Origin of the sequence: Kitasatospora sp. NPDC058115 (assembly GCF_042884635.1) — a bacterium.
In the GTDB taxonomy this organism is placed as follows: Bacteria; Actinomycetota; Actinomycetes; order Streptomycetales; family Streptomycetaceae; genus Kitasatospora.
Window position 1 is genome coordinate 59,304 of sequence record NZ_JBHVTL010000039.1, and the last position, 16,114, is coordinate 75,417.

Sequence of the window (16,114 nt, forward strand, 5' to 3'; positions counted from 1 at the left end):
CGCCTCAGCGTTCGGTCCGTTCCGGCATCGGGTGCACGGCCCCGCCGAGCTCCAGCGCGCAGCTGAGCGGCCGCTCCGGCACGCCCGTGCGCTCCAGCCGGACGGCCACCTGTTGCGGCGGCTCCCCGGGGAGCTGGGCGGCGAGGGTCAGCGGGTACACCCCGTGACCGTGCACCCGGTGGAAGGCCACCTCCTTGCCGTCCACCAGCAGTTCGGTCTCGGTGATCCGGCCGGACCGGACGTTCACCGTGACGGAGTGTGTTCCCCGGTCGAGGTGGAAACTGTGCCGCCGACGCATGAGGACCTCCCGCGAGCCCCCCTCCCGGGAAACCCCGGGCAACGGCCAGTCTACGGCGCGAAAGCGGGTGATTCCTGATATCCCGGGGCGAATGGGGGAAATGGCCCGGTCGGTGCGAACAAGGATGAATCGCCACCTAATTACAGGGTGTGGATGATCCGTTACTTGATTGTCATCCTGAATGGTTCCTGGGTGTTCGCTGGGGATGAGAGGTTGTCTTTCGGTTCTGAACGAACCGTCTGATGACGCACCATCTTCCGAGAGAGTCTTGATGAAACGACGGTCTTTGGCCTCGTCCGGTTCCACCGGCGGGGCCTTTTCCATGCGCTGGATACGCCGGATATCCACGGTATTGACACTCGGTCTGCTGGTGCAGACCGGTGTGGTCGCCGACGCCCTGGCGTCCGGTCGGTCCGCCGAGGCGCCGGTTCCCCCGGCGGCCCCGGCCGCGCCCTCCACCGAGGCACCCGACGAGGCGTCGGCCCTCCTGGCGGCCCGCCTCCAGGGCCGCCGGATCGAGGTCACCAAGGCCCGCACCGAGTTCGTCACCCTGTGGGCGAACCCGGACGGGACGCTGACCTCCGAGCGCTCCACCGGCCCGCTGCGGATGAAGGTCGGCGACGCCTGGGTGCCGGTCGACACCACCCTGGTGCAGACGCCGGACGGCAAGGTCGCGCCCAAGGCGCACCCGGAGGGCCTGGTCTTCGAGGGCGGCGACGCCGGCGTGACGGTGGGCGACAGCCTGCCGGGCGCCACGACGCCCACCGCGACCCCCACCGAGCACGCCTCCCGCGGCGCCGCCCGCGCCGCGGCCCCCGCCGCCGACCAGCCCTCGGCCCCGGCCACCCCGGACGCGACGCCGGAGGCGACCCCGACGACCGCGGCCCCGACGGCGGCCCCGGACGCGACCCCGACGGTCGCGCCGACGGCCACCCCGGACGCAACCCCGACGACCGCGGCCGCCACGGCGACCCCGACGGCCACCCCGGCCGCGCCCGCCGCTCCGGCCGCCGCCCCGACGGCTGCGCCCGCCGCGCCCGCCGCGCCCGCCGCTCCTGCCGCGCCCGCCGCTCCCGCGACCAAGCCGGCCGAGCGCCCGCTGGTCACGATCGGCTCCGGTGACCAGCAGATCTCCTTCGGCTGGCTGGGCAAGCTGCCCAAGCCCAAGCTGGAGGGCAAGAAGGCGACCTACGTCGACGCCCGCCCCGGCGTCGACCTCGTCCTCCAGGCGACCCGGACCGGCTTCGAGCAGTTCCTGATCGTGAAGGATCGTTCCGCCGTCTCCCAGACCGGCACGATCACGATCCCGCTCGACACCACCGGCCTCACCGTGGCCCCCCAGCCGGACGGCTCGATCCAGCTGCTGGAGAAGGTCTCCGGCAAGCAGGCCGTGAAGATCCCCGCCCCCGTGATGTGGGACGCGGTGGTCGACGAGGCCTCGCAGGAGCACCTCAACCGGGCCCCGGTGACCATGGAGGTGCGCGGTCAGGGCGCGGACACCGAGCTGGTGTTCACCCCTGACGCGGCGTTCCTGGCCGACGCGAGGACCAGCTACCCGGTCACCATCGACCCGGTCGTCGACGTCGTCACCACCTTCGACACCTACATCCAGAACAACGAGAACACCGACAACTCGTCGGCCGATCTCCTGAAGCTGGGCAGCTACGACGGTTCGACCAAGGCCCGTTCGTTCCTGACGATCCCGGGTGCCGACTTCAACGGCAAGCAGATCCAGAGCGCCACGCTCAACCTGTACAACTTCCACTCCTCGTCCTGCGTCGCGAAGCAGTGGGAGGTCTGGAACGCGCTGGGCGCGGCCGGGTGGATGCGGTGGAACAACATGCCGCAGGGCGAGACCCTCTGGGCGACGTCCAACGACACCTACGACAACGACGGCGGCGACAGCCACACCTGCACCGCCGCCGGCGGCTCGGTGTGGGCGAAGGCCGACGTCACCGGGATGATCCGGCACTTCGCCCAGTTCGGCTACCGCGACTACGGCTTCCTGCTGAAGGCGGCGGACGAGAACAGCAACCTCTCCTGGAAGAAGTTCGACTCCGCCGAGGGCGACTTCCCGCCGTACATCTCGGTCACCTACAACACCGTCCCGGCGACCCCGGCCACCGTCCAGGTGCTGCCGTCGCAGCCGGGCAGCCCGGCCTACACCCCGGACGCCAACCCCCGCTTCCAGGTGCAGGCCGCCGATGTCGACGGTGACGCGCTCACGGTCTACCTGGACCTGTGGCGCGGTGACACGTTCCTCGGCAGCATCGCCAGGCCCACCCCGAACGGCGCCGTCGCCACCGTCCGTCCGTCCGACTACGGCATCGCCAAGCTCGACGAGGGCGTGCAGTACTCGATCTGGGCGATGCTCGACGACGGCAAGTCCCGCTCCGGCTGGGCCGGGACGTACCTGATCGCGGACACCGTCAAGCCGGGCACGCCGTTCGTCACCTCCGCCGACTATCCGTCGGACGCGCTGTGGCACGGCGCCGCCAACCAGGCCGGCGCGTTCACCTTCACGCCCCCGCAGGGCACCGACGATCTGGTCGGCTACGTCTACACGCTGGACGGCGGCACCCCGGTCACGGTCAACGCCACCGCGGCGCTGACCACCTCGATCACCCCGACCACCGAGGGCCGGCGCGTGCTCAGCGTGCAGGCCAAGGACCGTGCGGGCAACCTGTCCCCGCCCGCCGTCTACACCTTCCAGGTCGGTCAGGCCGGTCTGGCCTCGCCGGTCAACGGCAGCCAGTCCGCCAAGCGCGTCAAGCTGGCCGTGGACGCCCAGGCCCAGTTCAAGCGCGTGGTCTACGAGTACCGTCGCGGCCCCGGCGCCACCGAGTACACGGTGCCCCGGGCGAACCTGACCAAGGCGGACAACACCCCGGTCACCGAGGACAAGCCGCGTCTCGCGGACCTCGGCCCGCACGCCAACTGGACCGTCATCGACACGCTCGGCAACGTCGGCGGCGTCGTCCAGGTCCGCGCCAAGCTGTTCCCGGAGGACGGCTCGGGCGCCGGATACGCGACCGTCTGGAACACCATCACCGTCGACCGCAACGCGGACGGCGCGGCCTCCACCGAGGTCGGCCCGGGTTCGGTCAACCTGCTGACCGGTGACTACTCCGTCAACGTCACCGACGCCAACGAGTTCGGCATGTCGGTGGCCCGCACCTCGTCCTCGCGCGACCTCGCGCGCGGCTGGCAGCCGCAGGGCGAGCGCCTGACCGCCAACCAGCGCCAGGTGGGCACCGACCTCACCGGCTTCACGGCCGGCCAGGCCGAGCTCAGCCGCTCGACCGTCCGCGGCCACGACAGCTCCACCGACTCGCTGCTGGTCAAGCCGGGCAACGGCTGGGACAGCTACGCGGCCGTCGGCCCGGAGTACACCTTCGCCCAGGGCATGCAGCCCGGCAAGACGTACCGCCTCACCGGCTGGATCTACGTCCCCGGCGCGACCGGCCTGGACAACCCGCTCGCCGACCGCGGCCTGACCCTGACCGGCATCTACCACACGGCGGCCGGCTACGGACAGATCACCTCGAAGAAGGCCTCGTTCACCGACGCCTGGCAGCAGCTGACCGTCGACATGGTCGTCCCGAAGGACGCCGACCAGGCGTGGTTCCGGCTCTACAACGGCAACCTCCCCGGCACGGGCAAGGAGGTCTTCTTCGACGACCTGTCGCTGAAGGAGATCGTCGCGCCGTTCGGTCCGCAGTGGTCCGGCGGCCCGGACGCGGGCGCCGGATCCGACTACCGCTCGCTGTCGTTCCCGCAGTCCGACCTGGTCGAGATCAAGGGCAACGACGACACCTCGCTCACCTTCGCCAAGGGCACCGACGGCACCCTCTTCCCGGAGCCGGGCGCCGAGTCGCTCACCCTGAAGGCCGTGCCGGCCACCGCCGGTGCGATCGTGCTCAACGCCACCGGCCAGTGCCTGGAGGTGCCGAACGGCTCCGCGGGCAACGGCGCGGTGCTGCAGAGCGCGCCGTGCACCGGTGCCACCAACCAGCAGTGGACCCGGGGCGACGACCTGACGCTGCGGGTGCTCGGCTACTGCCTCGACAGCCCGTGGGGCGTGACGGGTGACAACACCCGGCTGACCCTGTGGGGCTGCAACGGCGGCGACAACCAGCAGTGGGAGGTGCACTCCAACGGCATCGTGGTGAACCGCCACAACGGCAAGTGCCTCGACGCCTACAACGGTGCCACCATCTGGTCCTGCTGGGCCGGTGCGAACCAGGTCTGGGACGTCCAGACCAACGGCACCACCTATGAGCTGAGCGAGCTGGACGGCTCGAAGACCGTCTTCGCCCGCCAGGCCGGTTCGAACATCTACCAGGTCATCGCCGACATCGGCGCCGAGGCGGCCTCGACCACCCGGTACCAGTACGACACCGCCGACGGGCGTTCGCTCGTCAAGCGCGTCATCCCGCCGGTCGAGCCGGGCGTCGACGACGCCAACCACTGCTCGGTCGACCCGCTGCCGCGCGGCTGCGAGGTCATGGAGTACGACTACGCGAAGGTCACCACGGCGACGGCGACGACGCCCGGTGACTACCTGGACCGCATCCGTTCGGCGAAGGTCTGGTCGTGGAACCCGGCCACGTCGAAGCAGGAGGCCGTCGAGGTCACGCATTACGTGTACGACGACAAGGGCCGCATGGCCCAGGTCTGGGACCCGCGCCTCGCGCAGCCGCTGAAGACCACGTACAGCTACGACGCGGACGGCCGGGTCACCCTGATCGGTGCCGCGGGTGAGCTGCCGTGGAACCTCGACTACGGGAAGGCCGCGGCCGACCAGGACCCGGGGCGTCTGCTGAAGGTCCGCCGTGCGGCCCTGGCGCAGGGCAGCAAGGACCAGGTCAGCGGCGAGGTCGCGACCAACGTCGTCTACGAGGTGCCGCTGACCACCGGTGCCGGCGGTCCGTACGACCTGTCGGGCGCGGACGCGGCCACGTGGGCGCAGCTGGACGCGCCGACCGACGCCACGGCGGTGTTCGGTCCGGAGGACGACCCGGGCACCAACACCGCGACGGCCGTCAAGCCCGGTCCGGGCGGCTACAGGGCGGCCGCCGTGCACTACCTCAACGCCTCCGGCAACGAGGTCAACGCGGCGAGCCCGTCCGTCACCCCCGGGGGTGACATCGACACCACCGAGTACGACCGCTACGGCCACGCCGTCCGCACCCTGCAGGCGACCAACCGGTCCATCGCACTCGGGACCTACCCCGACGCCGACCGCTTCACCGCCGAACTGGGCCTGCCCCAGATCCCGGCCGAACTGCTCGCCGCGAACCTGACCGACGAGCAGAAGGCGCGCAAGGCCGAGATCACCAAGTCCCGCGCCCGGCTGCTGGACTCGCGCACCACCTACAGTGCGGACGGCCTGGACGTCGTCGAGACGCTCGGCCCGGTGTACCGTGCCTCGCTCGCTGAGCAGGTGAACGGCCAGACCACCCCGGTCGCCGTCACCTCGGAGGCCGAGAAGCTGCCGCAGCTCGGCGCCACCGTGCCGGTCCAGGTCGACAACAACTGCTGTGGCCTGCTCTGGTCCGGCGGTGCGCACCTGAGCGTGCGGGCGACGGCCGCGGGCGGCTACGTCGTGCTGCGGGTCAGCGTTCCGGAGGAGGGCGACTACCTGCTCTCCGGCCAGCAGACCAAGTACAACGACCACGGCACCGTGCAGTTCGCGATCGACGGCCAGCCGCTCGGCCAGCCGATCGACCAGTACTCCGCCGATCCGGCCGTGGCGCCGTACGCGCTCGGAACGCCGGTCCACTTGGCACGCGGTGACCACGAGCTCAAGCTCACCGTCACCGGCACCAACACCGCCAGCACCGGCGAGCGCTTCCACGCGGGCCTGGACACGGTCACGCTGACCAAGGCCACCGTCAACCCGACCCTCCTGGCCGGGACCTCGGTGGTGGCGCGTGACCACAACACCAACACCTACGACGAGAACAAGCCCGACGGCCAGGCGTACCACCTGGTCACCACCCAGACCGATGGTGCCCGGATCGAGGGCTACGCCGACGACGTCGAGCTGCGGGTCACCAGGACCGGCTACGACACGCCGATCGGCGGTGCCTCCGGGTGGGCGTTGAAGGTGGCGACCTCGGTCACCACGGACGCGCTCGGCGCCAAGCTGACCTCCACGGTCAAGTACGACGCCTCCGGGCACGCGCTGGAGTCGCGCAAGCCGGGCTCGAACGGCGCGGACGCCGGGACGGTGAAGTCGGTGTTCTACACCGCCGGTGCCAACCCGGACGACGCCCTGTGCGCCAACCGCCCGGAGTGGGCGGGCCTGCCCTGTGTCACCATGCCGGGCGGCGCGGTCACCGGTGCGGACGCGACGCGGATGCCGACCACCCTGCCGGTCAAGCGGATCACCCGCTACTCGCCGTTCGGCGAGGCGGAGGAGACCACCGAGACCAACGCGGGCAAGAGCCGCAAGACCGTCACCACCTACGACGGCGCGGACCGGATCACCTCCACCGAGATCACCTCGGACGAGGGCAAGGCGCTGCCGAAGGTCACCACCGAGTACGACCCCGCCACCGGCGACATCGTGAAGACGAACGCGGGCGGCAAGTCGCTGACCCGGGTGATCGACCAGCTCGGCCGGCTGATCTCCTACACGGACGCCGACGGCGGCACCACCACCTCGGAGTTCGACAAGTTCGGCAAGCCCGTCAAGGTCACCGACCCCACCGGGTTCACCACCTACACCTACGACCGGGCCAAGGAGCCGCGCGGGCTGGTCACCTCCGTCAACGACAGCGTGGCCGGTGAGTTCACGGCGAAGTACGGTCCGGACGGCCAGCTGGTCGAGCAGACCTACCCGGGCGGCATCGTCCGCAAGGACACCACCAACGCCGTCGGCGAGGCCACCGGCCGCACCTACACCCGCACCAGCGACAACAAGGTGATCTGGGCGCAGACCACCGACGTCTCCACCCAGGGCCAGGTGGCCAAGGACACCAGCTCCACCGCCACCCGCTCCTACCGGTACGACCGGCTCGGGCGGCTGGTGAAGGCCGAGCAGTCCACGGTCGCCGCCGGCTGCGTCACCCGCCAGTACGCCTTCGACGAGCACTCCAACCGCCTGTCCAAGCAGACGTCCCCCAAGGGCGCGTCCGGCGAGTGCAGCACCGGCGGGGCGACGGCGGAGAACCACACCTACGACAGCGCCGACCGCCTCACGGACACGGGCTACTTCTACGACGCCTTCGGGCGCACGGTGAAGACCGTGACCGGCGCGACCAACACCTACTGGGCCAACGACCGTGTCGCCGCCCAGGAGAAGGGGGACACCAAGCAGGAGTGGGCGCTCGACGCCGCCCACCGCCTGACCGCGTTCACCACCTCGAAGAAGCAGGCGGACGGCTCCTGGGCCGGCGCCACCTCGAAGCTGAACCACTACGGCGACGACTCCGACGAGGTCCGCTGGACGATCGAGGACACCACCCAGGGCACCCTGACCCGCAACGTCTCGGGCCCCGACGGCGACCTCACCGCCACCACCAGCAAGACCGGTGACGTCCAGCTCCAGCTGACCAACCTGTTCGGCTCGGTGGTCATCACCACCGACACCGCGCTGACCAAGCCGGTGGTGCTGGACTTCGACGAGTTCGGCATCCCCCAGGACGGCCAGGAGACCGTCCGCTACGGCTGGCTGGGCGGCAAGCAGCGCTCCGCCGAGGCCCAGGACGGCGACATCCTCATGGGTGCCCGCCTCTACAGCCCGGCCCTCGGCCGCTTCCTGCAGATCGACCCGGTGCCCGGCGGCAACGCCAGCACGTACGACTACTGCACCGGTGACCCGGTCAACTGCACCGACCTCGACGGCAACTGGGGCATGCCCAAGTGGCTGAAGAAGACGGTGGAGGTCGTCGCCAAGGTCGCCGAGGTGGCGTCCTACATCCCCGGCCCGATCGGCGCCGTCGCGGCGGTCGTGTCCTCGGTGTCCTATGCGGCCACCGGCAACTGGGCGAAGGCCGCCGAGATGGCGGTGGTGGCGGTGGCCGCCACGGTCGGCGCCGGCCCCGTCGTGAAGGCGGCGGTCAGCACGGTCAAGGCCACCCGCGCGGCGGTCAGGGCCGAACGTGTGGTGGTGAAGGCCAAGGCGGTGTACCGGGCCACCGCGTCCAAGGTGAAGTCCATCACCAAGAACTGCAGTTGCGGGTGCCCGCGGAGGAACTCCTTCGCTCCGGACACGCTGGTGCGGATGGCCGACGGCGCCTACCGTCCGATTTCCGAGATCCGGATCGGCGACTTCGTCGCCGCCACCGACCCGGTCACCGGCGAGACCACGGCCCAGCCGGTCCTCGACGTCGTGGTCGGCTTCGGGACCAAGCACATGGTCCAGATCGACACCGACCTGGATCCCTCGACCGCGCCCCTGGAGGCCACCGCCAACCACCCGATGTGGGTGGTCGGCCGCGGCTGGGTCGAGGCGGCCGATGTGGTCGTCGGAGAGGAACTCCTCTCGCCCGACGGCAGCACCGTCGAGGTCACGTACACCCGCGACCTCGGTGACACCGTCGACGAACTCGTCTACAACCTCAACGTCGGCAACGTGCACACGTTCGTGGTGCTCACCGCCGGCGGCGACGAGGTCCTGACGCACAACGACAACTCCAAGCTGCCCGCGGCTTGTAAGCTCGGAAACGAGCTCACGGAGCGGGACGCCGGTCGTATCGCCAAGAAGATGGGCTTCGTCGAGGAGGCCGGGGCCGAATCGCAGAAGGCCAAGGTCTACCGGAAGGGGAACGTGTTCATCACCCGCGACCGCACCGGACACCGGGGAGGCGGCTGGAAGATGGCGGGCAAGGCGAAGGATCTCGTCAACAAGGTGAGGCGGTCCGGGACCTACTGCAAGCACCTCTGCCACCGCGTGGGTGACTGACCTGTGAACCGGTACCGCGTTGTCAAGTATTCGGAAGCGGAGAGAACCGGGGTCAAGGACTCCTGGACGGCGATCTCCGACATCGGCCGAAGCTACGACGGGGTCGTGCTGACCGAGGAGGAATACCTGCGGACCGAGCAGAAGTACCTGGCCGTGATCCAGGACTTCCTGCGGGCGGCCCGGGTCGGCGCGCTCACAGTGGACAGTCTGGAGATCCACCCAGAGAGTCCGTGGTGGGGAAGGGTCCAGGAAGGCGAGGAGTTGACTCCCGACCGGGCCGTCGAACTGGCGCGGTCGATTCTTCGGGAGGAGGACGTCTGGTGCCTTCTCGAAGGAGAAGGAGGCTTCTACGTCCACCTCGCCACTGACTACTACATGTTCGTGGGAACACCCGGCAACGCGGACGACTGCGTCGCGCGAGCCCGCTCGGCCGGTCTCTACGTGGACGAGATGGTCTCGCCGTTCCTCGAAGACTAGGAAGGATCTGTGACCACAGGCGGGGCCTGCCGATTCGGCGGGCCCCGCCTGCTTTTCCGTCAGCGGAGGACGTGGGTGGTTCGGTTTTCTCCCTCGTCGGTCGAAGAGGGAATGTATGGCGAAGTGGACGGGGCCGGGGGAGGGGTTCCCCACGGCCGAGGTGTCCATGGGGACCTGGTTCAGGCCAGGCGGCCGCCGCCGTCGACGTGGAGGACGGTGCCGGTGACGTAGGGGCTGGTCATGGCGTAGTGGACGGCGTGGACCAGGTCGTCGGTGGTGCCGGTGCGGCGGGCGGGGTTGCGGGTGGCGGTGGTGTGGAGGAAGGCGGCCTTGTCGGCGCCCAGGCGGTCCCAGGCGCCGGTGTCGACGATGCCGGGGGAGACGGCGTTGACGCGGACGGGGGCGATCTCGACGGCGAGGGCCTGGACGAGGAAGGCGAGGGCGCCGTTGGTGGTGGCCATCACGGTGCGGGCGGGGGCGGGGCGCCAGGCGGCGACGCCGGAGAAGAAGGTGAAGGAGGCGCCGTCGGGGGTGTCGGTGGCGGCCTGCGGGGCGAGGTGCTTGGCGAGCAGCAGCGGGCCGTAGACCTTGGCGGCGAACGCGCGGTGGATGTCGGCGAGTTCGAGGTCGGCGAGCGGGCCGTTGGCGGGCAGGGCGGCGGTGGAGACCAGGTGGTCGAAGCGGCCGGTGGCGGTGGCGAGGGCGGCGATGGACGCCTCGTCGGTGAGGTCGACGGGGACGACCTTCGCGGGGCCGGACAGTTCGCCGGCCGTCCACTCCAGCTTGCGCGGGTCGGGGCCGGCGAGGATCAGTTCGGCCCCGGCGGCGGAGGCGGCGTGGGCGAGGGCGCGGCCGGTGTGGGAGCCGGCGCCGACCACGACGACGCGGCGGGAGGCGAGGGGGAGCGGGAGGGTGACGGGGAGGGGGAGGGGGAAGGTGTTGGCGGTCATGCCTAAAAGGCTGCTCCGACCAGCGGTGATGCGTCCAAGGATTGTTTTCTGTCGAACCCATAAACTGCGTGCATGGCTACCCTCCGGCAGTTCGAGTACCTGGTCACCGTCGTCGACACCGGCTCCTTCACCCGCGCCGCCGAGCTGCTGCACGTCACCCAGCCGGCGCTGTCGCACCAGGTGCGGGCGCTGGAGAAGTCGGTGGGCGGGCCGTTGCTGGAGCGGTTGCCGCGGGGGGTGCGGCTGACGCCGGTGGGGCGGGCGGTGCTGCCGCACGCGCGGGCGGCGCTGGCGGACGCCGGGCGGGTGCGGGCGGCGGCCCGGCAGGCGGCCGGACTGGCGGGCGGGGAGCTGGAGTTGGCGACGGTGTACTCGGTGAGCCTGGGCATCCTGCCGCCGGTGCTGCGGGCCTGGCGGGCGGCGCACCCGGGGGTGCGGATCCGGCTGCGGGAGTTCGCGCACAACGAGGAGCTGCGGGCGGCGATGGCGGCCGGGCAGGCGGACGTGGCGGTGGGGACGCCGCCGGCGGACTGGGAAGGGCCGATCCGGGAACTGGGGGTGGAGGAGTTCGTGCTGGTGCTCCCCGAGGAGATGGGCGCGGGCAGCGGCCGGGTGCCGCTGGCGGAGCTGGCCGGGTGCGACTGGGTGCACTACGCGCCGGGCAACGGCCTGGCGGACCTGCTGGACGCGGCCTGCGCGGAGGCGGGGTTCCGGCCCCGGGCGGCGGTGCGCACCGAGCAGACGGCGGCGGCGCCGCTGCTGGCGGCCGCCGGGCTGGGGCCGGCGCTGGTGCCCGCGAACATCGTGCCGGCCGGGTTCGAGGGCCTGGTGCGCCGGCCGGAGCCGCCGGTGCGCCGGCCGCTGGCGGCGTACACCCGGACCAGGCCGGACGCGCTGACGGCGGCGTTCGTCGAACTACTGTCCGGGCGGGCCTGTCTGCTGCCGGACCACGTGGCCGGTCTGTTGTCGGGTGACGGATACTCGTGATCTCTACAGTGCTGTAGATTCGTTGGCAGGGAGAGCGACCGAGGAGGGCAATCGTGGGAGTTTCGCTGGCCAAGGGCGGCAATGTCTCGCTGACCAAGGAGGCGCCGGGACTGACGGCCGTCATCGTCGGACTCGGCTGGGACGTCCGTACCACCACCGGCGCCGACTACGACCTGGACGCGAGCGCGCTGCTCTGCAACGCGCACGGCAAGGTGGTCTCGGACCAGCACTTCGTCTTCTTCAACAACCTGACCAGCCCGGAGGGTTCGGTCGAGCACAGCGGTGACAACCTCACCGGTGGCGGTGACGGCGACGACGAGCAGATCAAGGTGGACCTCGCCGCCGTCCCGGCGGAGGTGGCCAAGGTGGTCTTCCCGGTGTCGATCTACGACGCGGACGCCCGGTTCCAGAGCTTCGGCCAGGTGCGCAACGCGTTCATCCGGATCGTCAACCAGGCCAACGGCCAGGAGCTGGCCCGCTACGACCTCACCGAGGACGCCTCCACCGAGACCGCGATGGTCTTCGGCGAGCTGTACCGCAACGGCGCCGAGTGGAAGTTCCGGGCGATCGGCCAGGGCTACGCCTCCGGCCTGCGCGGCATCGCCACCGACTACGGCGTGAACGTCTGACCCGCGTGAACGTCCGACCCGCGGGGCCCCCGAGGGGGACCCGCAGGTCGGCAGCGGGCCACCGGGCGGTCGACTGAGCGGGTCAACGCCCGGTGGCCGACGGCGGGTTCGGCGCCCGGTCGAGCGCCAGCCCGCCGAATCCGCCGGTGCTGCCCAGCTGTTGGCGCCACCACGCCACCATGCCCGGCTCGTCGATGGCCGACCAGTCCGGCGCGCCGGTGACCTGGGCCCGGCCGAGCCGGCGGCTGAGGTCCACCAGGGCGTGCCCGGCCGCGCCGCGCTCGCGGTCGTAGCCGGGCAGCAGGTCGGCCCAGTCCGCCGCCGTCCGCCAGGCGTCCTCGAAGGCGCAGGCGTCCTGGAGCGCCTTGGCCGCGCCGCTGGTGGTGTGCGGGCGGACCAGCGTCGCGGCGTCACCGGCGAGCAGCAGCCGCCCGGCGGTGCGGCGCGGCGTCTCCAGGTCGTGGATCGGCTGGAGCAGGATCCGCCCGACCGGGGTCAGGGTGATCACGCCCGCCCAGTACGAGGGCAGGACGCGCCCGGCGAGCTCGGCCAGTTCGCCGTGGTGGGCGGCGTCCAGCGAGCCGACCGGGAAGCCGAGCGGGTCGGAGTCCTCGTCGGCGCGCTGCAGCCAGGCGGGGGCGGGGGCGTAGAAGACCCAGTTGACCAGGGTGGTGCCGGGTTCGAGGCCGGGGATGCGGTAGAGCACCACCTGACCGCCGGGGTAGCAGACGGTGATCACCTCCTGCTCGGGCCAGCGGGCCGCGCCGCCCGGGAGGGTGTCCAGCAGCCGGGCGTCGAAGCTGCCGCGCCAGGCGACGTACCCGGCGTACTCGGAGCGGGCCTCGGGGCAGACGGCGCTGCGCACCACCGAACGGTGGCCGTCGGCGCCGACCACGAGGTCGTGCTCCTCGCGCCCGCCGGCCGCCGTCTCCACCCAGGCGGGCCCGGCGGCGTCGGTGCCGCCGGCCGCCGTGACGGCCGTGCCGGGGCGGAACTCGACGCCCTCCGGGGTGCGTTCGCGCAGGCCCTGCCAGAGCACGCCCCAGTGGTAGGAGTGCATCGCCATCGGCTGCACCCACAGCGCCCGCCCGCGCGGGCCGGAGCCGCGCTCGTCCTTGGCGAGCCAGTGCCGGGCGGTGACGGGGTGGTGCCGGATGCCGTCGTCGAGGTGCCCGGCGCGGACCAGTTCGTCGTAGCGGTCCAGCAGGATGCACAGGCCCACCCCGCGGTCCTCCAGGTGTCCCGGGCTGCGCTCCAGCACGGTGACCCGCTCGGCGCCGCCCCGGGCCGCCGCCCGCGCGAACGCGCACCCCGCGATGCTGCCGCCGACCACGGCGACCGATCCACCCCGCACGGCCTTCTCCCCTCCTCGCCGGGGCCCGCCGACCGGGCCCCGTCCGCCGATGTCCGTCGTTTCCTCGTTCGTTCCGTCGACCTGTCGACGATACGACGTGAACTGATGATCCGTCAGCGAAAGCCGGCCGGTGTTCCCCGGATCACCTATGCAACTGGTTGCATAGGGTCCTCCGCGTCCCCTACCGTGGAGTAACCACCAGCCCCTCCCAGGAGACGCCGCGATGACGACGACCGCCGGCACCCCCGCAGCCCCCTACCCGCACCTGCTGCGACCGCTCGACCTCGGGTTCACCACCCTCCCCAACCGCGTGATCATGGGCTCCATGCACATCGGCCTGGAGGAGGCGCCCGGCGGCTTCGAGCGGATGGCCGCCTTCTACGCCGAACGCGCCCGCGGCGGCGTGGGCCTCATCGTCACCGGCGGCATCGCCCCCAACGAGGCCGGCCGCCCTTGGGACGGTGGCGCCAAGCTCACCACCGAGCAGGAGGCCGACGAGCACCGCGTCGTCACCGACGCCGTGCACGCCGCCGGCGGCCGGATCGCCCTGCAGATCCTGCACTTCGGCCGCTACGCCTACCACCCCGGCCTGGTCGCCCCCAGCGCCGTGCAGGCCCCGATCAGCCCCTTCCCGCCGCGCGCCCTCACCACCGAGGAGGTCGAGCGGACCATCGACGACTTCGCCCGCTGCGCCGAGCTCGCCCGGCGCGCCGGGTACGACGGCGTCGAGATCATGGGCTCCGAGGGCTACCTGGTCAACGAGTTCATCGCCGCCGCCACCAACCACCGCGAGGACGAGTGGGGCGGCCCGTACGAGAACCGGATGCGCTTCCCGGTCGAGATCGTCCGCCGGGTGCGCGAGCGGGTCGGCCCCGACTTCATCCTGATCTACCGGCTCTCCATGCTCGACCTCGTTCCCGGCGGCTCCACCCTCGACGAGGTGATCCGCCTCGCCGGGGCGGTCGAGGAGGCCGGCGCCACCATCATCAACACCGGCATCGGCTGGCACGAGGCGCGCATCCCCACCATCGCCACCTCGGTGCCGCGCGGCGCCTACGCCTGGGTGACCAAGCGGGTGATGGGCTCCGTCTCCGTCCCGCTGGTCACCACCAACCGGATCAACACCCCCGAGCTGGCCGAGCACCTGCTCGCCGACGGCTTCGCCGACCTCGTCTCGCTCGCCCGCCCGCTGCTCGCCGACCCCGAGTTCGTCGCCAAGGCCGCCGAGGGCCGCCCCGAGGCCGTCAACACCTGCATCGGCTGCAACCAGGCCTGCCTCGACCACACCTTCAGCGGGCGGATCACCTCCTGCCTGGTCAACCCGCGCGCCTGCCACGAGACCGAGCTCGTCCTCGCCCCCACCCGGCTCGCCAAGCGGATCGGCGTCGTCGGTGCCGGACCGGCCGGCCTCGCCTTCGCCGTCACGGCCGCCGAGCGCGGCCACCGGGTCACCCTGCTCGACGCGGCCGACACCATCGGCGGCCAGCTCGACATCGCCCGTCGCATCCCCGGCAAGGAGGAGTTCGCCGAGACCCTGCGCTACTACCGCCACCGGCTCGACGCCCTCGGCGTGGAGCTGCGGCTCGGCGCGTGGGCGCAGGCGCCCGACCTCGCCGCCGAGGGCTTCGACGAGATCGTGCTCGCCACCGGCGTCACCCCGCGCGTCCCCGACGCCGCCGACCTGCCGGGCGTCGACCACCCCAGCGTGCTCGGCTACCTCGACGTGCTGCGCGACGGCGCGCCGGTCGGCGAGCGGGTCGCGATCCTCGGCGCGGGCGGCATCGGCTTCGACGTCGCCGAGTACCTCACCGACGCGGGCGACGCGGCGAGCCTGGACGCCGCCGTGCACCGCCGCCACTGGGGCATCGACGAGGAGTACCGCGAGCGCGGCGGCCTCGCCCGCCCCGAGCGCCCCGAGCCGCCGCGCCGGGTCCACCTGCTGCAGCGGAAGGCGGGCAAGGTCGGCGCCGGGCTCGGCAAGACCACCGGCTGGATCCACCGCACCGAGCTCAAGCACCGCGGCGTCACCATGGTCGCCGGCGCCCGCTACGAGCGGATCGACGACGCCGGCCTGCACCTCACCCTCGACGGCGAGCCGCAGCTGCTGCCCGTGGACACCGTGGTGCTCTGCACCGGCCAGGAACCGCGCCGCGACCTGGACACCGCCCTGCGCGCCCTCGGCCTCACCCCCCACCTCATCGGCGGCGCCCACGAGGCGGCCGAACTCGACGCCAAGCGCGCCATCAAGCAGGGCACCGACCTGGCCACCACCCTCTGACCCCACCCCCACACGACGTACCTGTCGGCCACCCCCGGCCCCGGTACCGCCCTCCCGGTCCGCTCCCGTCCCGGCGGCCGGGAGCGGACCGGGAGGGCGTGGCGTACCCGTCGGTCGCCGAAGGCCCCGGCCCCGGCCCCGGCCTTCGGCTCCGGCCCCGGCCTTCGGCTCCGGCCCCGGCCTTCGGCTCCGGCCCCGGCCTTCGGCTCCGGCCCCGGCCTTCGGCT

Annotated in this window: 8 protein-coding genes; 5 read left to right on the forward strand and 3 right to left on the reverse strand. The window is 72.0% G+C overall.

Annotated features, from left to right (window positions below; all coding sequences use genetic code 11):
* Window positions 1–4: 4 nt before the first annotated feature.
* Window positions 5–247, reverse strand: a complete 243-nt coding sequence (locus ACFVVL_RS31970; protein ID WP_387681416.1) for a hypothetical protein — start codon at window positions 245–247, stop codon at window positions 5–7.
* Window positions 248–620: 373 nt separating this feature from the next.
* Here ACFVVL_RS31970 and ACFVVL_RS31975 point away from each other — a divergent pair, with 373 nt between their 5' ends.
* Window positions 621–9,212 (forward strand): DNRLRE domain-containing protein, encoded by an 8,592-nt coding sequence (locus tag ACFVVL_RS31975; RefSeq protein ID WP_387681419.1) that lies wholly within the window; start codon window positions 621–623, stop codon window positions 9,210–9,212.
* A gap of 3 nt (window positions 9,213–9,215) precedes the next feature.
* Entirely contained in the window at window positions 9,216–9,689 is a 474-nt protein-coding gene (locus ACFVVL_RS31980) for a hypothetical protein (RefSeq protein ID WP_387681422.1), read from the forward strand.
* Window positions 9,690–9,868: 179 nt separating this feature from the next.
* On the opposite strand, the gene ACFVVL_RS31985 is transcribed toward ACFVVL_RS31980, so the two are convergent.
* On the reverse strand, window positions 9,869–10,639 hold the full coding sequence (locus tag ACFVVL_RS31985; RefSeq protein ID WP_387681425.1) for an SDR family oxidoreductase: 771 nt from the start codon (window positions 10,637–10,639) through the stop codon (window positions 9,869–9,871).
* A 72-nt stretch (window positions 10,640–10,711) separates the two neighbouring features.
* On the opposite strand from ACFVVL_RS31985, the gene ACFVVL_RS31990 reads away from it, so the two are divergent.
* Both ACFVVL_RS31990 and ACFVVL_RS31995 read left to right on the forward strand, forming a co-directional pair.
* On the forward strand, window positions 10,712–11,626 hold the full coding sequence (locus tag ACFVVL_RS31990) for a LysR substrate-binding domain-containing protein (protein WP_387681428.1): 915 nt from the start codon (window positions 10,712–10,714) through the stop codon (window positions 11,624–11,626).
* 53 nt (window positions 11,627–11,679) lie between these two features.
* Window positions 11,680–12,255 (forward strand): TerD family protein, encoded by a 576-nt coding sequence (locus ACFVVL_RS31995; protein ID WP_380297037.1) that lies wholly within the window; start codon window positions 11,680–11,682, stop codon window positions 12,253–12,255.
* Window positions 12,256–12,337: 82 nt separating this feature from the next.
* On the opposite strand, the gene ACFVVL_RS32000 is transcribed toward ACFVVL_RS31995, so the two are convergent.
* Window positions 12,338–13,609 carry a monooxygenase gene (locus tag ACFVVL_RS32000; protein ID WP_387681431.1) on the reverse strand — a complete coding sequence of 424 codons (1,272 nt, stop codon included), beginning with the start codon at window positions 13,607–13,609 and terminating at the stop codon, window positions 12,338–12,340.
* 223 nt (window positions 13,610–13,832) lie between these two features.
* Here ACFVVL_RS32000 and ACFVVL_RS32005 point away from each other — a divergent pair, with 223 nt between their 5' ends.
* A complete protein-coding gene (locus tag ACFVVL_RS32005; RefSeq protein ID WP_387681434.1) occupies window positions 13,833–15,887 on the forward strand; it encodes an FAD-dependent oxidoreductase in 2,055 nt (684 codons plus the stop codon).
* The last annotated feature ends 227 nt before the right edge of the window (window positions 15,888–16,114 follow it).